Below are 13,888 nucleotides of genomic sequence, written 5' to 3'. Positions count from 1 at the left end.
CAACAATATCCCATGAAAATGTCAGAAGGAGTGATGGGGCCCGCCGTGGCCCGTCCGTCCGCCATGACCGATCTCGTCGGCCTCGACCGGCTGCCGCGCGGCACGCCGGCCTGCGTGATGGAGCTGCAGCCCGCGAGCGACGAGCGCGAGCAGGCCATCCTCCAGCGCCTCATGGAAATCGGCTTCCTGCCCGGCGAGCCCGTGCGCGTGGTGGCCAGCGGCTTCCCTGGGGGCGATCCGATCGCCGTGCGCATCGGCCAGGCCACCTTCGCGCTGCGGCGCCATGAAGCCGCGCTGGTGCGCGTGCGGCCCGGGGAGGGCGTGGCATGAGCGCCGCATCGCCCCTGCGCATCGCCCTGCTGGGCAACCCCAACTGCGGCAAGACCGCGCTCTTCAACCTGCTGACCGGCGCGCGCCAGAAGGTCGCCAACTATGCCGGCGTCACCGTGGAGCGCAAGGAAGGGCACCTGCAGACCGCGGGCGGGCGCCGCGTGCGCGTGCTCGACCTGCCGGGCGCCTACAGCCTGAACGCCCACAGCCTCGACGAGGCCGTCACGCGCGACATCGTCACCGGCCGCCGCCCGGGCGAGGCGGTGCCCGACCTGCTGGTGTGCGTGACCGATGCCACCCACCTGCGGCTCAACCTGCGGCTCGTACTGGAGGCCCGCGCGCTGGGCCTGCCCATGCTGCTCGTGCTCAACATGAGCGACATGGCCGAGCGCCAGGGCATCGCGATCGATCGCGAGGCGCTGTCGCGGGAACTCGGCATGCCCGTGATCGCCACCGTGGGCGTGCGCAGCGACGGCGCGCGCGAGCTGCTGGGCTGGCTCGACACGGCCGCCCTGCCGTCCACGCCCGCGGCGGCGGGCGATGCGCCCGGCGCCACGGGCGCTGCCGAGCGCGCCATGCGCCAGCACCAGGAGGTGCGCCGCATCATGTCCGTGGCCGTGCGCGAGCCCGCCGCCAGCCTGCGCGCCGACGACCGCATCGATGCCGTCGTGCTGCACCCGCTCTGGGGCCTGCTGCTGCTGGCCGCCACGCTGTTCCTGATGTTCCAGGCCGTGTTCAGCTGGGCCGAGGCGCCCAAGGGCCTCATCGAGGACGGCGTGGCCGCGCTCTCGGGCTGGGTCAACGCGCACATGGGCGACGGGCCGCTGCGCAGCCTGCTCACCGACGGCATCCTGGCCGGCACGGGCGGGGTGCTGGTCTTCCTGCCGCAGATCCTGATCCTGTTCTTCTTCATCCTCGCGCTGGAGGATTCGGGCTACCTGCCGCGCGCGGCCTTCCTGCTCGACCGCGTGATGGGCACGGTGGGGCTGTCGGGGCGCTCGTTCATCCCGCTGCTCTCCAGCTTCGCGTGCGCCGTGCCGGGCGTGATGGCCACGCGTTCCATCACCCACTGGCGCGACCGGCTCGTCACCATCATGATCGCGCCGCTCATGACCTGCTCGGCGCGCCTGCCGGTCTATGCGCTGCTCATCGGCGCCTTCATCCCCGAGCGCACGGTGGCGGGCGTGTTCAACCTGCAGGGGCTGGTGCTGTTCGCGCTCTACTTCGGCGGCATCGCGAGCGCCATGGCCGTGGCCGCCGTGGCCAAGCTCGCGCGCCGCCAGCAGGGCGCCACGCCGCTGCTGATGGAGCTGCCCGCCTACCGCTGGCCCAGCCCGCGCGGCCTGGCGCAGGGCCTCTACGAGCGCGCCATGATCTTCCTCAAGCGCGTGGGCGGCATCATCCTGGCCGTCACCATCCTGCTGTGGTTCCTCTCCAGCTACCCGGCGCCGCCCGACGGCGCCACCGGTGCGGCCATCCAGTACAGCCTGGCCGGGCGCATCGGTGCGCTGCTGCAGCCGCTGGTGGCGCCGATCGGCTTCAACTGGCAGATCGCCATCGCGCTCATCCCCGGCATGGCCGCGCGCGAGGTGGCGGTGAGCGCGCTGGGCACGGTCTATGCGCTGTCGGCCACCGGCGAGGAAGCCGCCGCGCAGCTGGGCACGCTGATCGCCGGCACGTGGTCTTTGGCCACCGCGCTGTCGCTGCTGGCGTGGTTCGTGTTCGCGCCGCAGTGCATCTCCACCATCGCCGCCGTGCGGCGTGAAACCAACAGCTGGCGCTATCCGCTGCTCATGGCGGGATACCTCTTCGCGCTGGCCTACGCCGCGAGTTTCGTCACCTACCGCGTGGCGCTCGCGCTCACCTCCGGAGGTTGAAGGACATGGCTCAGGAATGGATCGTCGTGGCCATCGTGGCGGTGGCTGCCGCCTATCTGGCATGGAAGTGGATGCCCGCGCGCTGGCGCGGGCGCCTGGGGGCGGTGCACCCGGCGCTGGCCGAATCGTCCGGCTGCGGTGGATGCAGCAGCTGCGGCAGCGGCGCGGCGGGTGGCTGCGCCACCACGGGGGCCGGCGGCGATGCGGCGCGGCCGGTGTCCATCGTGCGTCCGGGCCCCTCGGGAGCGCCGCGGAACTGAAGCCGCGCCCGGCCGTCCCCGGCCGGGCGCGTCAGATGTCCACCACCAGCCCGCCCTCCTCGGCCAGGGCGGCCGCCTGGGCCAGGGAGATGCGGGCCTTGCGGAACTTCGGGTTGTTCCACAGGGGCAGGCCGGAGATCTCGGTGGCGCCCAGGTCCGCCAAGGAGAAATCGGCGTTGTCCACGCGGGCGTCGCGCAGGCTGCCCCCCACGAAGACGGCCTGGCGGAAATCGCATTGCGAAAGGTCCGCCTCCGCGAAGTTGACCTCTTCGATCCGCGCCTTGCGAAAGCCCATGCCGCGCAGGTGGGCGGCGAAGAGCTGCGAGCGGTTGAACACCACGCCCGAGCCTTTCACATTGCCGAAATGCGCGCCGGTCAGCTTGGATTCGATGAAGCGCGCGTCATCGATCACCGCGTTCTGCCAGCGGGTGTTGCCGAGGTTGCAGGCCTGGAATTCCGCCGCGTCCGCGCGGGCGCTGCGGAAATCCGCGCGCGCGGCATCGCAGTGGAACCAGCGGCTGGCGCCCAGGTCGCAGGCCACGAGGTTCGCGTCCTGGAGATGGCATTCCGAGAAGATGCAGCCTGCCAGCGTCAGGTGGCTCATGTCCACGCCTTCGAAGCGGCAGCGCTCGAAGAGCAGCGGCGCGGTCTCCTCGGCCAGGCACTGCGCCAGCCGCTCGCGGGTGAAGCTTTCGTCATGGAAGGCGGTGCCTTGGTGGGTGGAGGGGCGCGCAGAGGCCGTGGGCGACGTCATGGAAGAAGGGGCAGCAAATGGGAGGACGGAAATTCTCCCCGGCCTGACCCTGCCGTGGGCCAAAGGGAACGCACGGAGATGGGACTCTCGGGCACCCGTTTGTCATTTCGCCGCAGTTGTGAACAAAGCGGCCGTCCCGCGCGGCGCGGGCCGGGCGGCATCCTTCGCCCCGGGCGGCGGTGCCGTGGTCAGAACGGGTGGCCCCGGCCCAGCGTCTCCAGCGCGTGGCGCAGGTTCAGGCGGGCCTGAGCCTCGCAGCGGTCGCCGAACCACCGGGTGGCATACACCGAAGGGCGGTCCAGGAAGGACTGCAGGACCGCGCAGCGGCCCGCGCAGTAGCGCGGCCAGCGCACGAAGCGGTATTCGCGGCGCACGTTCCGCTCGAACTCCGCGTATGCCCCGGGGGGCTGGCCGAGGATGGCGAGGTCGATGTCCACCACCCAGCGGGCGTCGCCCTCGATCGGGCTGGCGGGCGCATGGCGCGTGGCCAGGATGTGCCGCTCCACCGTGTCCACCAGGGTGGGGGCGAAGCCCTGGGCCTGCAGGAAGCGGCATGCCCACCGGGCGCTGCGCTCCTCGTTGCGGCGCGACCAGGGCCAGTAGACGGCATCGTGGAACCAGAGCGCGAGGGCGACGGCCTGCGGATCGGCCATGGCCTGCGAGGGGGGCGCCGCGCGCGCGGCCTCGAAATGGTCGAGGCAGGCCTGCAGGTGGCGGGTGCCGTGGTAGGCGCGCGGCCACAGGGACCAGTGGCGCAGCAGGCGCCGCCCCTGCGCCATCCAGGCTGGGCCTTCGCGCCCGAGCTGCCGGCCCAGCGCCGCCCAGCGGGCCAGGAGGGCGTCGCGGTCCGGGGCCATGGAGCGAAGGGAAGAGGCCGCGTCAGGCGACGCGGCCGAGCAGCAGGTACTCCATCAGAGCCTTCTGCACGTGCATGCGGTTCTCGGCCTCGTCCCACACCACGGACTGCGGGCCGTCGATCACGTCGGCCTCCACCTCCTCGCCGCGGTGCGCGGGCAGGCAGTGCATGAAGAGCGCATCGGGCCGGGCGGCGGCCATCATCTCGGCATCGACGCACCAGTCGGCGAAGGCCTTCTTGCGCGCCTCGTTCTCGGCCTCGTAGCCCATGCTGGTCCACACGTCGGTGGTGATGAGGTCGGCGCCCCGGCAGGCCTCGATCGGGTCCTGGAACACCTTGTAGTGCGAGCCGGCCGCCACGCCGGCGACCCGGCTGTCCACCTCGTAGCCCGAGGGCGTGCTCACGTGCACCGTGAAGCCCAGCAGCTCGGCGGCCTGCAGCCAGGTGTTGGCCATGTTGTTGCCATCGCCCACCCAGGCCACGGTCTTGCCCTGGATGGAGCCGCGGTGCTCGATGAAGGTGAAGATGTCGGCCAGGATCTGGCAGGGGTGGAACTCGTTGGTCAGGCCGTTGATGACCGGCACGCGCGAGTGCGCCGCGAAGCGCTCGATCTTGGTCTGCTCGTAGGTGCGGATCATCACCAGGTCCACCATGCGGCTGATGACCTTGGCGCTGTCCTCGATGGGCTCGGCGCGGCCGAGCTGGCTGTCGCCCGTGGTCAGGTGCACCACGCTGCCGCCGAGCTGGTACATGCCGGCCTCGAAGCTCACGCGCGTGCGGGTGCTGGCCTTCTCGAAGATCATCGCTAGCGTGCGGTCGGAGAGCGGGTGGTGCTTCTCGTAGTTCTTGAACTTCGCCTTGATGAACGCGGCGCGCTCCAGCAGGTAGGCGTATTCGTCTGCGGCGAGGTCCTTGAATTGCAGGTAATGCTTCATGGGCGCAGGGGCTTTCATTCGGCCAGGAAGGCCTTGACCAGGGGGGCGAGCAGGGACACGATCTCGTCGGCCTCCGCACGCGTGAGGATGAGCGCCGGCACCATGCGGATCACGCTGTCGGCCGTCACCGAGAGCAGCAGGCCGGCCTCGGCCGCGCGGCCCACGAGCACGCCGCAGGGGCGGTCGAGCTCGATGCCCAGCATCAGGCCCTGGCCGCGGATCTCCTTCACGCCGGGCAGGCCGCCCAGCTCGCGCTCCAGTGCCGTCCTCAGGTGGGCGCCCACGTCGGCGGCGTTCTGCAGGAGGTTGTCTTCCTCCATGATGCGGATGGTCTCGTTGCCGGCGCGCATGGCCAGCGGATTGCCGCCGAAAGTGGTGCCGTGGTTGCCGGGGCTGAAGATGTGCGCGGCCCGGGGGCCGGCCACGACGGCGCCGATCGGCACGCCCGAGCCCAGGCCCTTGGCGAGCGGCATCACGTCGGGCACGATGCCGGCCCACTGGTGCGCGAACCATTTGCCCGTGCGGCCCATGCCGCACTGCACCTCGTCGATCATCATCAGCCAGCCGCGCTCGTCGCAGAGCCGGCGCAGCTGCTGCAGGTAGTCGATGCGCATCGGGTTCACGCCGCCCTCGCCCTGGATGGTCTCGAAGAACACGGCCACCACGTTGGCGTTGCCCTCGGTGGCCTTGCGGATGGCCTCGATGTTGTTCATCGGCACGCGGATGAAGCCCTCCACCAGCGGCCCGAAGCCGGCCTGCACCTTCGGGTTGCCGGTGGCCGAGAGCGTGGCGATCGAGCGGCCGTGGAAGGCCTTCTCGTAGACCACGATCTGCGGGTTCTCGATGCCCTTGTCGTGGCCGTACTTGCGCGCGAGCTTGATGGCCGCCTCGTTGGCCTCCAGGCCCGAGTTGCAGAAGAACGCGTTGGTCATGCCCGAGCGCTCCACCAGCTTCGCGGCGAGCTGCTCCTGCAGCGGCACGTGGTAGTAGTTGGAGCTGTGGATCAGCCGGGCGATCTGCTCCTGCAGCGCGGGCACGAGCTTGGGGTGGTTGTGGCCGAGCGTGTTCACGGCGATGCCGCCCAGGGCATCCAGGTACTGCTTGCCGTTCACGTCCCACACCCGGCTGCCCTCTCCGCGTTCGAGCGCGATCGGCAGGCGGCCGTAGGTGTTCATCACGTGGGGCGAGGCGGGCTGGGCGGAAGCGCTCATGCGGGGTCTCCAGAAAGACGGTCGAGGCGGATCGGAAAAGAGTGCGCCGGCCCGGGGAGACCGGCCGGCGCGCGGAAGCACGATTCTAGGTGCAGGGCATGGCGAGGCCATTGCCGATTGCGCATCACAGCCATGCGTGCCGGACGCGGCCCAGGGGTCTTTGAAGGGGGTAGCTCTTATATAAGAGTTAGAATGCCGGGCGGTAGCGCCATGCGGCGATCCTGCGGCGAATTTCCTCCAACGACCCCCCGATCCCGATGGTTTCCCCCAGTTCCAAAGAAGTCTTCATCCAAGGCGTCACCCAAGACGGGAAAACCTTTCGCCCCAGCGACTGGGCCGAGCGACTGGCCGGCGTGATGAGCCAGTTCCGCCCGGGCGGTGCGCGTCCGGGCAGCCACCTGAGCTATTCCCCCTGGTGCGTTCCCACCACCATGAACGGCGTGAAGTGCGTCGTCATCCACCGCGACCTGCAGGCCCACGAGCCGATGGCCTGGGATTTCGTGATGAACTTCGCGCGCGACAACGGCCTGCAGGTGGCCGAGGCCTGCCTGCTGCCTGACGGCAATCCGCCCGCCGGCAAGCCCTGAATCGCCCGGCGGCCGCGCCGGACACTCACCCTTCCTTCCCCTTCACCCTGCCGATGGCGGGCCATCGGCACCGGCGCGGAACCCGCGGCGCCGGTCGTGTGGCTGCGGGCGCCGTGCAAGAGGGTCTGCAGGCGGGCCGGAGGCGGCCCCCCCGGCAGGAAACGAACCGGACTGAAAGCCCGGCCCTGTGCGGTCAAAGCGCCTGCATTTCCTTGTTCAACTGGCGCGGTGCGCTAGGTGCCGCCGGTGCGGCGCTCTCGGCGCCAGCCTGCGGCGCGGCGGGCCGTGACAGATCCGCCGGAACATCGAGGTAGGGCAGATGCAGCGCCGTGCTGGTCATGCGGCGGATCTCGTTCGTCAGGGCGGGGCTCTCGTTGATCTTGCGACCGTACGAGGGGACGATCTGCTTCAGGCGCGGCTTCCAGGCGGCATCGGTCATCTGCTGCGGGAAGGCTTTCGCCATCAGGTTCAGCATGATGTGCGGCGCGGTGGAGGCGCCCGGGGAGGCGCCCATGAGCGCGGCGATGGTGCCGTCGCTGTCGGTCACGATCTCGGTGCCGAACTGCAGCACCGCGCCTTTCACGGGGTCGCGCTTGATCACCTGCACCCGCTGTCCGGCCGTCACGAGCTTCCAGTCCTCGCGCTTGGCGTGGGGGAAATACTCCAGCAGCACCTTGTGGCGGTCTTCGTCGGTCAGTTCGGCCTGCTGCACCAGGTACTTGACCAGGTCGAGGTTGTGGATGCCCACGCGCAGCATGCCGGCAAGGTTGTCGTGCGTCACGGAGGCGAACAGGTCGAACCACGAGCCGTTCTTGAGGAATTTCGTGGTGGCCAGCGCGAAGGGGCCGAAGAGCACCACCGGCTTGCCGTCCATGTTGCGCGCATCCAGATGGGGCACCGACATCGGCGGGGAGCCGGTCGAGGCGATGCCGTAGGCCTTCACGTCGTGGCGTGCGGTGATGTCCGGATTCTCGATCGCGAGGAACTGGCCGCCCACGGGAAAGCCGGCGTAGTCCTTCGACTCCGGGATGCCGGAGGCCTGCAGCAGCTTGAGCGCCGCGCCGCCCGCGCCCACGAAGACGAACTTGGCCTTGACGGTCTTTTCCTTGCCGCCCTCGGCGAGCTGGGCCACGGTGACGTTCCAGGTCTTGTCGGCGTTCTGGCGCAGCGCGCGCACCTCGTGCTGAAGGCTCAGCGTGAAGTGGGGGCTCTTGCGCAGGCCGGCCATGAGCTGGTTGGTCACCGCGCCGTAGTTCACATCGGTGCCCAGGGGCATGTAGGTGGCGGCCACCTTCTGGCCCGGATCACGGCCTTCGATCATCAGGGGCGCCCATTGGCGGATCTGTGCCTGGTCCTCCGAGTACTGCATACCGTAGAAGAGCGGGTTCTGCACGAGTGCCGCATGGCGCTTGCGGAGGTAGGCAATGTTGTCGTCGCCCCAGACGAAGCTCATGTGCGGCGTCGGGTTGATGAAGGTCCCGGGCGCCTGCATGCTGCCGCGGCCGATCTGGTGCGCCCAGAACTGGCGCGACACCTCGAACTGCTCGGCGATGCCCACGGCCCGCACGGTTTCGATGGAGCCATCGGGCAGCTGCGGCGTGTAGTTCAGCTCGGCGAAGCCCGAATGGCCGGTGCCGGCGTTGTTCCAGCCGTTGGAGCTTTCCAGGGCCACGCCGTCCAGGCGCTCGAACACTTCGATCTTCCAGTCGGGCTGCAGCTCCTGCAGGTAGGTGGCGAGCGTGGTGCTCATCACGCCGGCGCCGACCATCACCACATCGATGGGCTGCTCGTTTTCGGCGGGGGGCACGGAGCGGGGGAAAAGAGGCCAGTACAGGAACAGTACCGCGGCCAGAACCAGCGCCAGCAGGGCGCCGAACAAGGCTTTGATCGACTTTTTCATGGATCTCGGATGGCTGGGCGTGAAAAAAAGCCTGCTGGCAGGGCCGCAGGCTTTGCTCGCTTATCAAAAAACAATGTTTTACGACAGAGGGATTGTCCCATCAAGCAAAGACCTTCCGCCAGATCAAAGTTTGCAAAGCCGATTCGTGGTAGCCGCCTCCGGCCTGCATGCCCGGAGCCGCCACCCGGCAGAAACGAAAAAACCGCCCGAAGGCGGTTTTTCGCTTTGCTGACAGCGCACCCGTTGCAAACGGCGGACGGCGGGGCCGCCCGGGCTGTTGCCTGAAGAGGGTCAGGCGGCCAGTGCCAGGGCCTTGACCTTGGCGGACAGGCGGCTCTTGTCGCGAGCAGCCTTGTTCTTGTGGAAGATGCCCTTGTCGGCGATGGTGTCGACGACGGACTGCATCTTGGCGAACAGTTCGGAGGCCTTCGTCTTGTCGCCGGCCAGGACGGCCTTCTCGACGTTCTTGACGGCGGTGCGGTACTTGGAGCGCAGCGAGGTGTTGGCTGCGTTCAGCTTCACGTCCTGGCGGGCGCGCTTGCGGCCGGAGGCGAGGCGGGGGTTCTTTTTCTTGGGCTTGGCAGATGCCATGGTGTGTTCCTTAGGTGTCTGAGGATGATGTCAGCAAAGCCGGCGATTATAGCGCAGCGTCTTTCCGGGGCATTCGCCGGCCCGGGCGCCGGCGGGCCGGGGGGGCGCAGCGCATACACTCGCGCCGTGTCCCTGTTCAAAGCCGCCTCCACCGTCTCCCTGCTGACCCTGGCGTCCCGCGTGACGGGCCTGATGCGCGATCTGCTGATGGCGTCGATGTTCGGGGCCAATGCGCTCACCGACGCCTTCAACGTCGCGTTCCGCATCCCCAACCTGTTCCGCCGCCTCTTCGCCGAGGGGGCGTTCAGCCAGGCGTTCGTGCCCGTGCTGGCCGCGCACAAGGCCCGGCATGGCGACGACGCCACGCGCGGCCTCATCGCCAGCGTGGCCACCGCGCTGTTCTGGGTGCTGCTGGCCACCTGCGCGGCGGGTGTCCTGGGCGCGCCGCTGCTGGTGTGGCTGCTCGCGAGCGGCCTGCGGCAGAGCCCCGAGGGCTACGATGCCGCCGTCGTAATGACGCGCTGGATGTTCCCCTACATCGGATTCATGTCGCTGGTGGCCCTCTCGGCCGGCGTGCTCAACACCTGGAAGCGCTTCGCCGTGCCCGCGGCCACGCCGGTGCTGCTGAACCTGTGCATGATCGCCGCCGCCTGGCTGGGCGCGCCGCAGCTCGCGGCGCGCGGCATCGAGCCCATCTACGCGATGGCCGGCGGCGTGATGCTGGGCGGCATCACCCAGCTGGCCGTGCAGTTGCCGGCCCTGCACCGCCTGCGGCTTCTGCCCCGCATCGGCATTGCGCCCTCGGCCATCCTCTCGGCGTGGCGCGATCCCGGCGTGCGCCGCATCCTGACGCTGATGGGCCCGGCGCTGCTGGGCGTGGGCGTGGCCCAGATCTCGCTGATGATCAACACCCAGATCGCCTCGTACCTGGCGCCGGGCAGCGTCACGTGGCTCTTCTATGCCGACCGGCTCATGGAGTTCCCCACCTCGCTGCTGGGCGTGGCCCTGGGGGTGGTGCTCACTCCGCAGCTCGCGGCGGCGCGCGCGGCGGGCGATGCGGAGCGCTATTCCGCCATGCTGGACTGGGGCCTGCGCATCGTGGTGGTGCTGTCGGTGCCCTGCGCGGTCGGGCTGCTCACGTTCGCGCAGCCGCTGGTGGCCACGCTGTTCCACCACGGCGCGCTGCACGACGGCGACGTGGCGCAGATCGCGTTGGCGCTCGCGGGGTATGGAGTGGGCCTGCTGGGGCTGGTGGCGATCAAGGTGCTGGCGCCGGGCTACTACGCCAGCCAGGACATCCGCACCCCCGTGCGCATCGCGGTGGTGGTGCTGGTCGTCACGCAGGTGCTCAATGCCGTGCTCGTGCCCATGCTCGACCATGCGGGGCTGGCGCTCTCGATCGGGCTGGGGGCGCTGGTCAATGCGCTCTGGCTGCTGATCGGGCTGCTGCGGCGCGGGAGTTTCCAGCCACGGCCCGGCTGGGGCCGGCTGCTGCTGCAGGTGGTGGCGGCCAGCGCGCTGCTGGCGATCTTCCTGATCTGGGGCGCGCGGCATTTCGACTGGATCGCGCTGCGCGCCCATGAGGCGCAGCGCGCGGGCTGGCTCGCGCTGCTGCTGCTGGGTGCCATGGCGCTGTATTTCGGCGCGCTGTGGGCGGCGGGCCTGAAGCTGCGCCTGTTGCTGCGGCGCTGAACGGGCGCTGCCATTCCTTTTCTTTTTCCTTTCCATTCCCAGGCGTTTTTATCCCCTTGCGCGCCATGCCGTCCGCTTGACGCACCACGCACCCGCCCGTACAACCCCTGGCATGGTCCTGAGCTATTCCCTTCCCACGCCGCTCGAATATTTCACCTCGCTGGTGCAAAGCGACGAGCAGTTTCCGTTGCTGGAGGCTGCTGCGTGCATCGCCCATGACGAGTATCCCGAGTTCGACGTGCAGCAATTGCTCGGCGACGTGGATCAATTGCTGGCCCGGCTGCGCCGCAGGCTGCCGACCGACGCCTCGTCGATGCAGCGGCTGCGCTCGCTCAACCAGTTCTTCTTCCACGACCTGGGTTTCGGCGGCAACGTCAACAACTATTACGACCCCGACAACAGCTACCTGAACGCCGTGCTGCGCACGCGCCGCGGCATTCCGATCTCGCTCGCCGTGCTGTGGATGGAGCTGGCCCAGGGGCTCGGGCTGCACGTGCGCGGCATCTCGTTTCCGGGGCATTTCATGGTCAAGGTGCTGCTGCCGCGCGGGCAGGTGGTGATGGACCCGACCACGGGTCAGTCGCTCTCGCGCGAGGAACTGGCCGAGCGCCTGGAGCCCTTCAAGCGCCGCAGCGGGCTGGTGGACGACTTCGAGGTGCCGCTGGGGCTGTACCTGCAGGCCGCGCCCGCGCGCGAGGTCATCGCCCGCATGCTGCGCAACCTCAAGGAAATCCACCGCTCCCAGCAGGACTGGGTGCGCCTCGCGGCGGTGCAGGACCGCCTCGTGGTGCTGCTGCCCGATGCCTGGGGCGAATGGCGCGACCGGGGCCTCGCGCGGGCCGAGCTGGGCAATACCGGCGGCGCCGTGTCCGACCTGGAAACCTACCTCGCGCATGCTGAGGACGCGCTGGACGTGGATGCCATCGGGGCGCGCCTGAGCCAGTTGCGCCGCGCCAGGCACTGAGATCGTGAACACGTTCTGAGCGCGGCGGCGCGGTCCGGGCGGAAGCGTTCAGCCGGCCGCCAGCCGCTCGATGCGCTGGAGCCACCGGCCGCGCCGTTGCTCCGGCGCGTAACGCACGGGGCCCAGCGCCGTGATCCTGACGGGCTTGACGCCGCAGTATTCCAGGATGGTCTTCTTCATCTGGTGGTGCCCCGGCATGGAATAGATGAGGCGGTAATACCACGGCGGCGTGTCCATGGTCACGATGAGGTCCGCGCTGCGGCCCGCCAGCAGCTTGTCCCACCAGGGGGAGTCCTTGCGCATCCTGAAGGCATAGCCGGGCAGGAGAACCCGGTCCAGCATGCCCTTGAGAAGCGCCGGGATGGAGCCCCACCAGATCGGATAGACGAACACCAGGTGCCGCGCCCACAGGATCGCATCGCTGACTTCCTGCAGGTCCGGCTCCAGCGGCTGAACGCGCTGGTAGCCGTGGCGCAGGATCGGGTCGAAATCCATATCGCCCAGCTTGAGCAGGCGGACTTCATGGCCGGCGGCACGCGCGGCGGCGGCATAGCGCTCGGCGAGGGCCCCGCAGAAGCTGGAGCTGTCGGGGTGGCCGAGGATGACGGTGATTTTCCGGGACACGGTGGGGGTTCCTTGCGGCGTTTTTTCGGAGGGCTCGGGATGGAGGGCGGCATGCCATGGCCGGCGCGCGCCCGGATCGACGGCGGCGCCATCGGCGTGCCGTCAGCAAGCTACCAATGGTAAGTTGCTGGTGGTAGTATATGTTCGAATGCTGACCGTTCAACCCCGGCGATCCGAAATGGCGACCTCTCCCACCCCCCTTTCCTCCCCGCGCAAGCGCATGCCTGCGGCCGATCGCCGGCAGCAGATGCTGGAGACGGCCGTCCGCATGGTGCGAGAGGAGGGGGTCGCGGCATTGACCCTGGCCCGGGTCGCGCAGGCGTGCGGGGTGACCAAGCCGATCGCCTACCAGCATTTCGGCTCCAGGGAAGGCCTGCTGTCGGAGCTGTACGGGCAATTGGGCGCGGAGCACGAAGGGGCCGCGCTGGCGGCCCTGCGGGAAGGCCGGGAGGGGCGCCTGGAGCGTGCCGAGGTGGCCCGCGCCATCGGCACGGCCTACCTGGACTGCACCCTGGAGAACGGCCCGCTCTACAACGCGATCAGTGCCGCGCTGGTGGTTTCCGGCGAGGACCATCGGATGGTCCGGGTCGATTTCGCGAAGCGCTATGCCGCCGCGCTGGAAGGATTCGTGCGCGCCGATGCCGAGGTGGTGTATGGCTTCACCGTCGCGTTCCTGGGCGCGGGGGAGCATCTGGCCGAGAGCGTGCTCGGCGGCGAGCTCGGCCGGGCCGGCGCCATCGGCATCCTGGCCACGCTGCTGCTGGCCGCGCCGGCATGAGATGGAACGACACCCCCTGAGCCGCTTCGCGCCTTCCTCCTCTTTCGCCTTGCGATGCGATGCGAAGCGGGAGGGGGCGCCGCCAGCGCGGCGGGGAGGCCCTTGCGCGGCGGCCACGGGCCCGGGCCGCGCCAGTGGCATGCGTCGCGGGTGGCGCGCCGCACGATGGAAAACTGAAGTGAAACAGCCCCTGCGGGCGCAATGCCAGTCAGTTAACAGCTGACTGGCATTTTTTCGTTGGGAACTTGTGCGCTCTGTTTTTGACCTCGCGCGGGTAGGTTCGCTCAGGTCGCCGTGGCGGTAGGACGAAGTAGTGGGCCTGTTGCAGCAACTGATCCAGCCGTTGGGGCAGCGTGCCCGGTGTGGCGAGGCTGGCTGAGTTGAGCAGACCGACGATGGCATGCTGGGCCGTATGGAAGCTGATGCGCACAGGCTGCACGCCCGCGTGCTCAGCCATCTTGCGCATCCATCGGCGCAGCAGCGTATAGGCAATCAGCAAGCCCCACAGCTCCTGCTTGACCAGATCGGG

The 13,888-nt window shown here is 69.2% G+C and carries 15 protein-coding genes and 1 pseudogene; 8 read left to right on the top strand and 8 right to left on the bottom strand.

Annotated features, from left to right (window positions below; all coding sequences use genetic code 11):
• Positions 1-63: 63 nt before the first annotated feature.
• From AX018_RS06405 to AX018_RS06395, 3 genes are read left to right on the top strand one after another with little or no spacing between them, the layout of a single operon-like run.
• Complete coding sequence (locus AX018_RS06405) at positions 64-330, top strand: FeoA family protein (RefSeq protein WP_415842121.1); 267 nt, start codon at positions 64-66, stop codon at positions 328-330.
• Positions 327-2,207, top strand: a complete 1,881-nt coding sequence (feoB, locus tag AX018_RS06400; protein ID WP_111876474.1) for a ferrous iron transporter B — start codon at positions 327-329, stop codon at positions 2,205-2,207. Before AX018_RS06405 ends, feoB begins: the two co-directional genes overlap by 4 nt.
• A 5-nt stretch (positions 2,208-2,212) precedes the next feature.
• Positions 2,213-2,467 carry a hypothetical protein gene (locus AX018_RS06395; protein ID WP_111876473.1) on the top strand — a complete coding sequence of 85 codons (255 nt, stop codon included), beginning with the start codon at positions 2,213-2,215 and terminating at the stop codon, positions 2,465-2,467.
• A 31-nt stretch (positions 2,468-2,498) separates the two neighbouring features.
• On the opposite strand, the gene AX018_RS06390 is transcribed toward AX018_RS06395, so the two are convergent.
• The 4 genes from AX018_RS06390 to AX018_RS06375 all read right to left on the bottom strand — a co-directional run bounded on the left by AX018_RS06390 (position 2,499) and on the right by AX018_RS06375 (position 6,223).
• Positions 2,499-3,221, bottom strand: a complete 723-nt coding sequence (locus tag AX018_RS06390) for a pentapeptide repeat-containing protein (protein WP_111876472.1) — start codon at positions 3,219-3,221, stop codon at positions 2,499-2,501.
• Between the two features lie 188 nt (positions 3,222-3,409).
• Positions 3,410-4,078 (bottom strand): HD domain-containing protein, encoded by a 669-nt coding sequence (locus AX018_RS06385; RefSeq protein ID WP_111876471.1) that lies wholly within the window; start codon positions 4,076-4,078, stop codon positions 3,410-3,412.
• Positions 4,079-4,100: 22 nt separating this feature from the next.
• The gene (argF, locus tag AX018_RS06380) at positions 4,101-5,030 is read right to left on the bottom strand and encodes an ornithine carbamoyltransferase (RefSeq protein WP_111876470.1); all 930 of its coding nucleotides are present in this window, start codon (positions 5,028-5,030) and stop codon (positions 4,101-4,103) included.
• Positions 5,027-6,223, bottom strand: a complete 1,197-nt coding sequence (locus AX018_RS06375) for an aspartate aminotransferase family protein (protein ID WP_111876469.1) — start codon at positions 6,221-6,223, stop codon at positions 5,027-5,029. Before AX018_RS06375 ends, argF begins: the two co-directional genes overlap by 4 nt.
• 257 nt (positions 6,224-6,480) lie before the next feature.
• Here AX018_RS06375 and AX018_RS06370 point away from each other — a divergent pair, with 257 nt between their 5' ends.
• Positions 6,481-6,810: a DUF3579 domain-containing protein gene (locus tag AX018_RS06370; protein ID WP_111876468.1), complete on the top strand. Its 330-nt coding sequence runs from the start codon at positions 6,481-6,483 to the stop codon at positions 6,808-6,810.
• Positions 6,811-7,003: 193 nt separating this feature from the next.
• On the opposite strand, the gene mqo is transcribed toward AX018_RS06370, so the two are convergent.
• Positions 7,004-8,710, bottom strand: coding sequence for a malate dehydrogenase (quinone) (gene mqo / locus AX018_RS06365; protein ID WP_111876467.1), 1,707 nt, complete (start codon positions 8,708-8,710; stop codon positions 7,004-7,006).
• On the opposite strand from mqo, the gene AX018_RS24655 reads away from it, so the two are divergent.
• Positions 8,709-8,942, top strand: a complete 234-nt coding sequence (locus tag AX018_RS24655) for a hypothetical protein (RefSeq protein WP_146749241.1) — start codon at positions 8,709-8,711, stop codon at positions 8,940-8,942. The two genes, mqo and AX018_RS24655, sit on opposite strands and share 2 nt — an antisense overlap.
• A 59-nt stretch (positions 8,943-9,001) precedes the next feature.
• On the opposite strand, the gene rpsT is transcribed toward AX018_RS24655, so the two are convergent.
• On the bottom strand, positions 9,002-9,301 hold the full coding sequence (rpsT, locus tag AX018_RS06360; protein ID WP_011794312.1) for a 30S ribosomal protein S20: 300 nt from the start codon (positions 9,299-9,301) through the stop codon (positions 9,002-9,004).
• Between the two features lie 126 nt (positions 9,302-9,427).
• Between rpsT and murJ the strand changes: the two genes are divergently transcribed.
• A complete protein-coding gene (gene murJ / locus AX018_RS06355) occupies positions 9,428-10,993 on the top strand; it encodes a murein biosynthesis integral membrane protein MurJ (RefSeq protein ID WP_111876466.1) in 1,566 nt (521 codons plus the stop codon).
• A 112-nt stretch (positions 10,994-11,105) separates the two neighbouring features.
• Positions 11,106-11,957 carry a SirB1 family protein gene (locus tag AX018_RS06350; RefSeq protein WP_111876465.1) on the top strand — a complete coding sequence of 284 codons (852 nt, stop codon included), beginning with the start codon at positions 11,106-11,108 and terminating at the stop codon, positions 11,955-11,957.
• A 48-nt stretch (positions 11,958-12,005) separates the two neighbouring features.
• Here AX018_RS06350 and AX018_RS06345 read toward each other — a convergent pair whose 3' ends face one another.
• Positions 12,006-12,581, bottom strand: a complete 576-nt coding sequence (locus AX018_RS06345; protein WP_111876464.1) for an NAD(P)H-dependent oxidoreductase — start codon at positions 12,579-12,581, stop codon at positions 12,006-12,008.
• A gap of 178 nt (positions 12,582-12,759) precedes the next feature.
• Between AX018_RS06345 and AX018_RS06340 the strand changes: the two genes are divergently transcribed.
• Complete coding sequence (locus AX018_RS06340; RefSeq protein ID WP_170146195.1) at positions 12,760-13,359, top strand: TetR/AcrR family transcriptional regulator; 600 nt, start codon at positions 12,760-12,762, stop codon at positions 13,357-13,359.
• A gap of 208 nt (positions 13,360-13,567) precedes the next feature.
• On the opposite strand, the pseudogene AX018_RS06335 reads toward AX018_RS06340, so the two are convergent.
• Positions 13,568-13,888, bottom strand: a pseudogene (locus tag AX018_RS06335) (IS4 family transposase); the annotation flags it as partial.

The sequence above is a fragment of the Paracidovorax anthurii genome, from assembly GCF_003269065.1.
GTDB lineage: Bacteria > Pseudomonadota > Gammaproteobacteria > Burkholderiales > Burkholderiaceae_C > Paracidovorax > Paracidovorax anthurii.
The sequence above is the reverse complement of the archived record's forward strand: the minus strand, read 5'-3'. Positions and strand labels throughout refer to the sequence as shown.

Excerpts from the sequence above, each read along its gene's own strand:
- AX018_RS06375 (WP_111876469.1), bottom strand. The coding sequence starts at position 6,223 with ATGAGCGCTTCCGCCCAGCCCGCCTCGCCCCACGTGATGAACACCTAC.
- AX018_RS06370 (WP_111876468.1), top strand. The coding sequence starts at position 6,481 with ATGGTTTCCCCCAGTTCCAAAGAAGTCTTCATCCAAGGCGTCACCCAA.
- argF (WP_111876470.1), bottom strand. The coding sequence starts at position 5,030 with ATGAAAGCCCCTGCGCCCATGAAGCATTACCTGCAATTCAAGGACCTC.
- AX018_RS06385 (WP_111876471.1), bottom strand. The coding sequence starts at position 4,078 with ATGGCCCCGGACCGCGACGCCCTCCTGGCCCGCTGGGCGGCGCTGGGC.
- AX018_RS06390 (WP_111876472.1), bottom strand. The coding sequence starts at position 3,221 with ATGACGTCGCCCACGGCCTCTGCGCGCCCCTCCACCCACCAAGGCACC.
- AX018_RS24655 (WP_146749241.1), top strand. The coding sequence starts at position 8,709 with ATGGATCTCGGATGGCTGGGCGTGAAAAAAAGCCTGCTGGCAGGGCCG.
- mqo (WP_111876467.1), bottom strand. The coding sequence starts at position 8,710 with ATGAAAAAGTCGATCAAAGCCTTGTTCGGCGCCCTGCTGGCGCTGGTT.
- AX018_RS06405 (WP_415842121.1), top strand. The coding sequence starts at position 64 with ATGACCGATCTCGTCGGCCTCGACCGGCTGCCGCGCGGCACGCCGGCC.
- feoB (WP_111876474.1), top strand. The coding sequence starts at position 327 with ATGAGCGCCGCATCGCCCCTGCGCATCGCCCTGCTGGGCAACCCCAAC.
- AX018_RS06350 (WP_111876465.1), top strand. The coding sequence starts at position 11,106 with ATGGTCCTGAGCTATTCCCTTCCCACGCCGCTCGAATATTTCACCTCG.
- AX018_RS06395 (WP_111876473.1), top strand. The coding sequence starts at position 2,213 with ATGGCTCAGGAATGGATCGTCGTGGCCATCGTGGCGGTGGCTGCCGCC.
- AX018_RS06340 (WP_170146195.1), top strand. The coding sequence starts at position 12,760 with ATGGCGACCTCTCCCACCCCCCTTTCCTCCCCGCGCAAGCGCATGCCT.
- rpsT (WP_011794312.1), bottom strand. The coding sequence starts at position 9,301 with ATGGCATCTGCCAAGCCCAAGAAAAAGAACCCCCGCCTCGCCTCCGGC.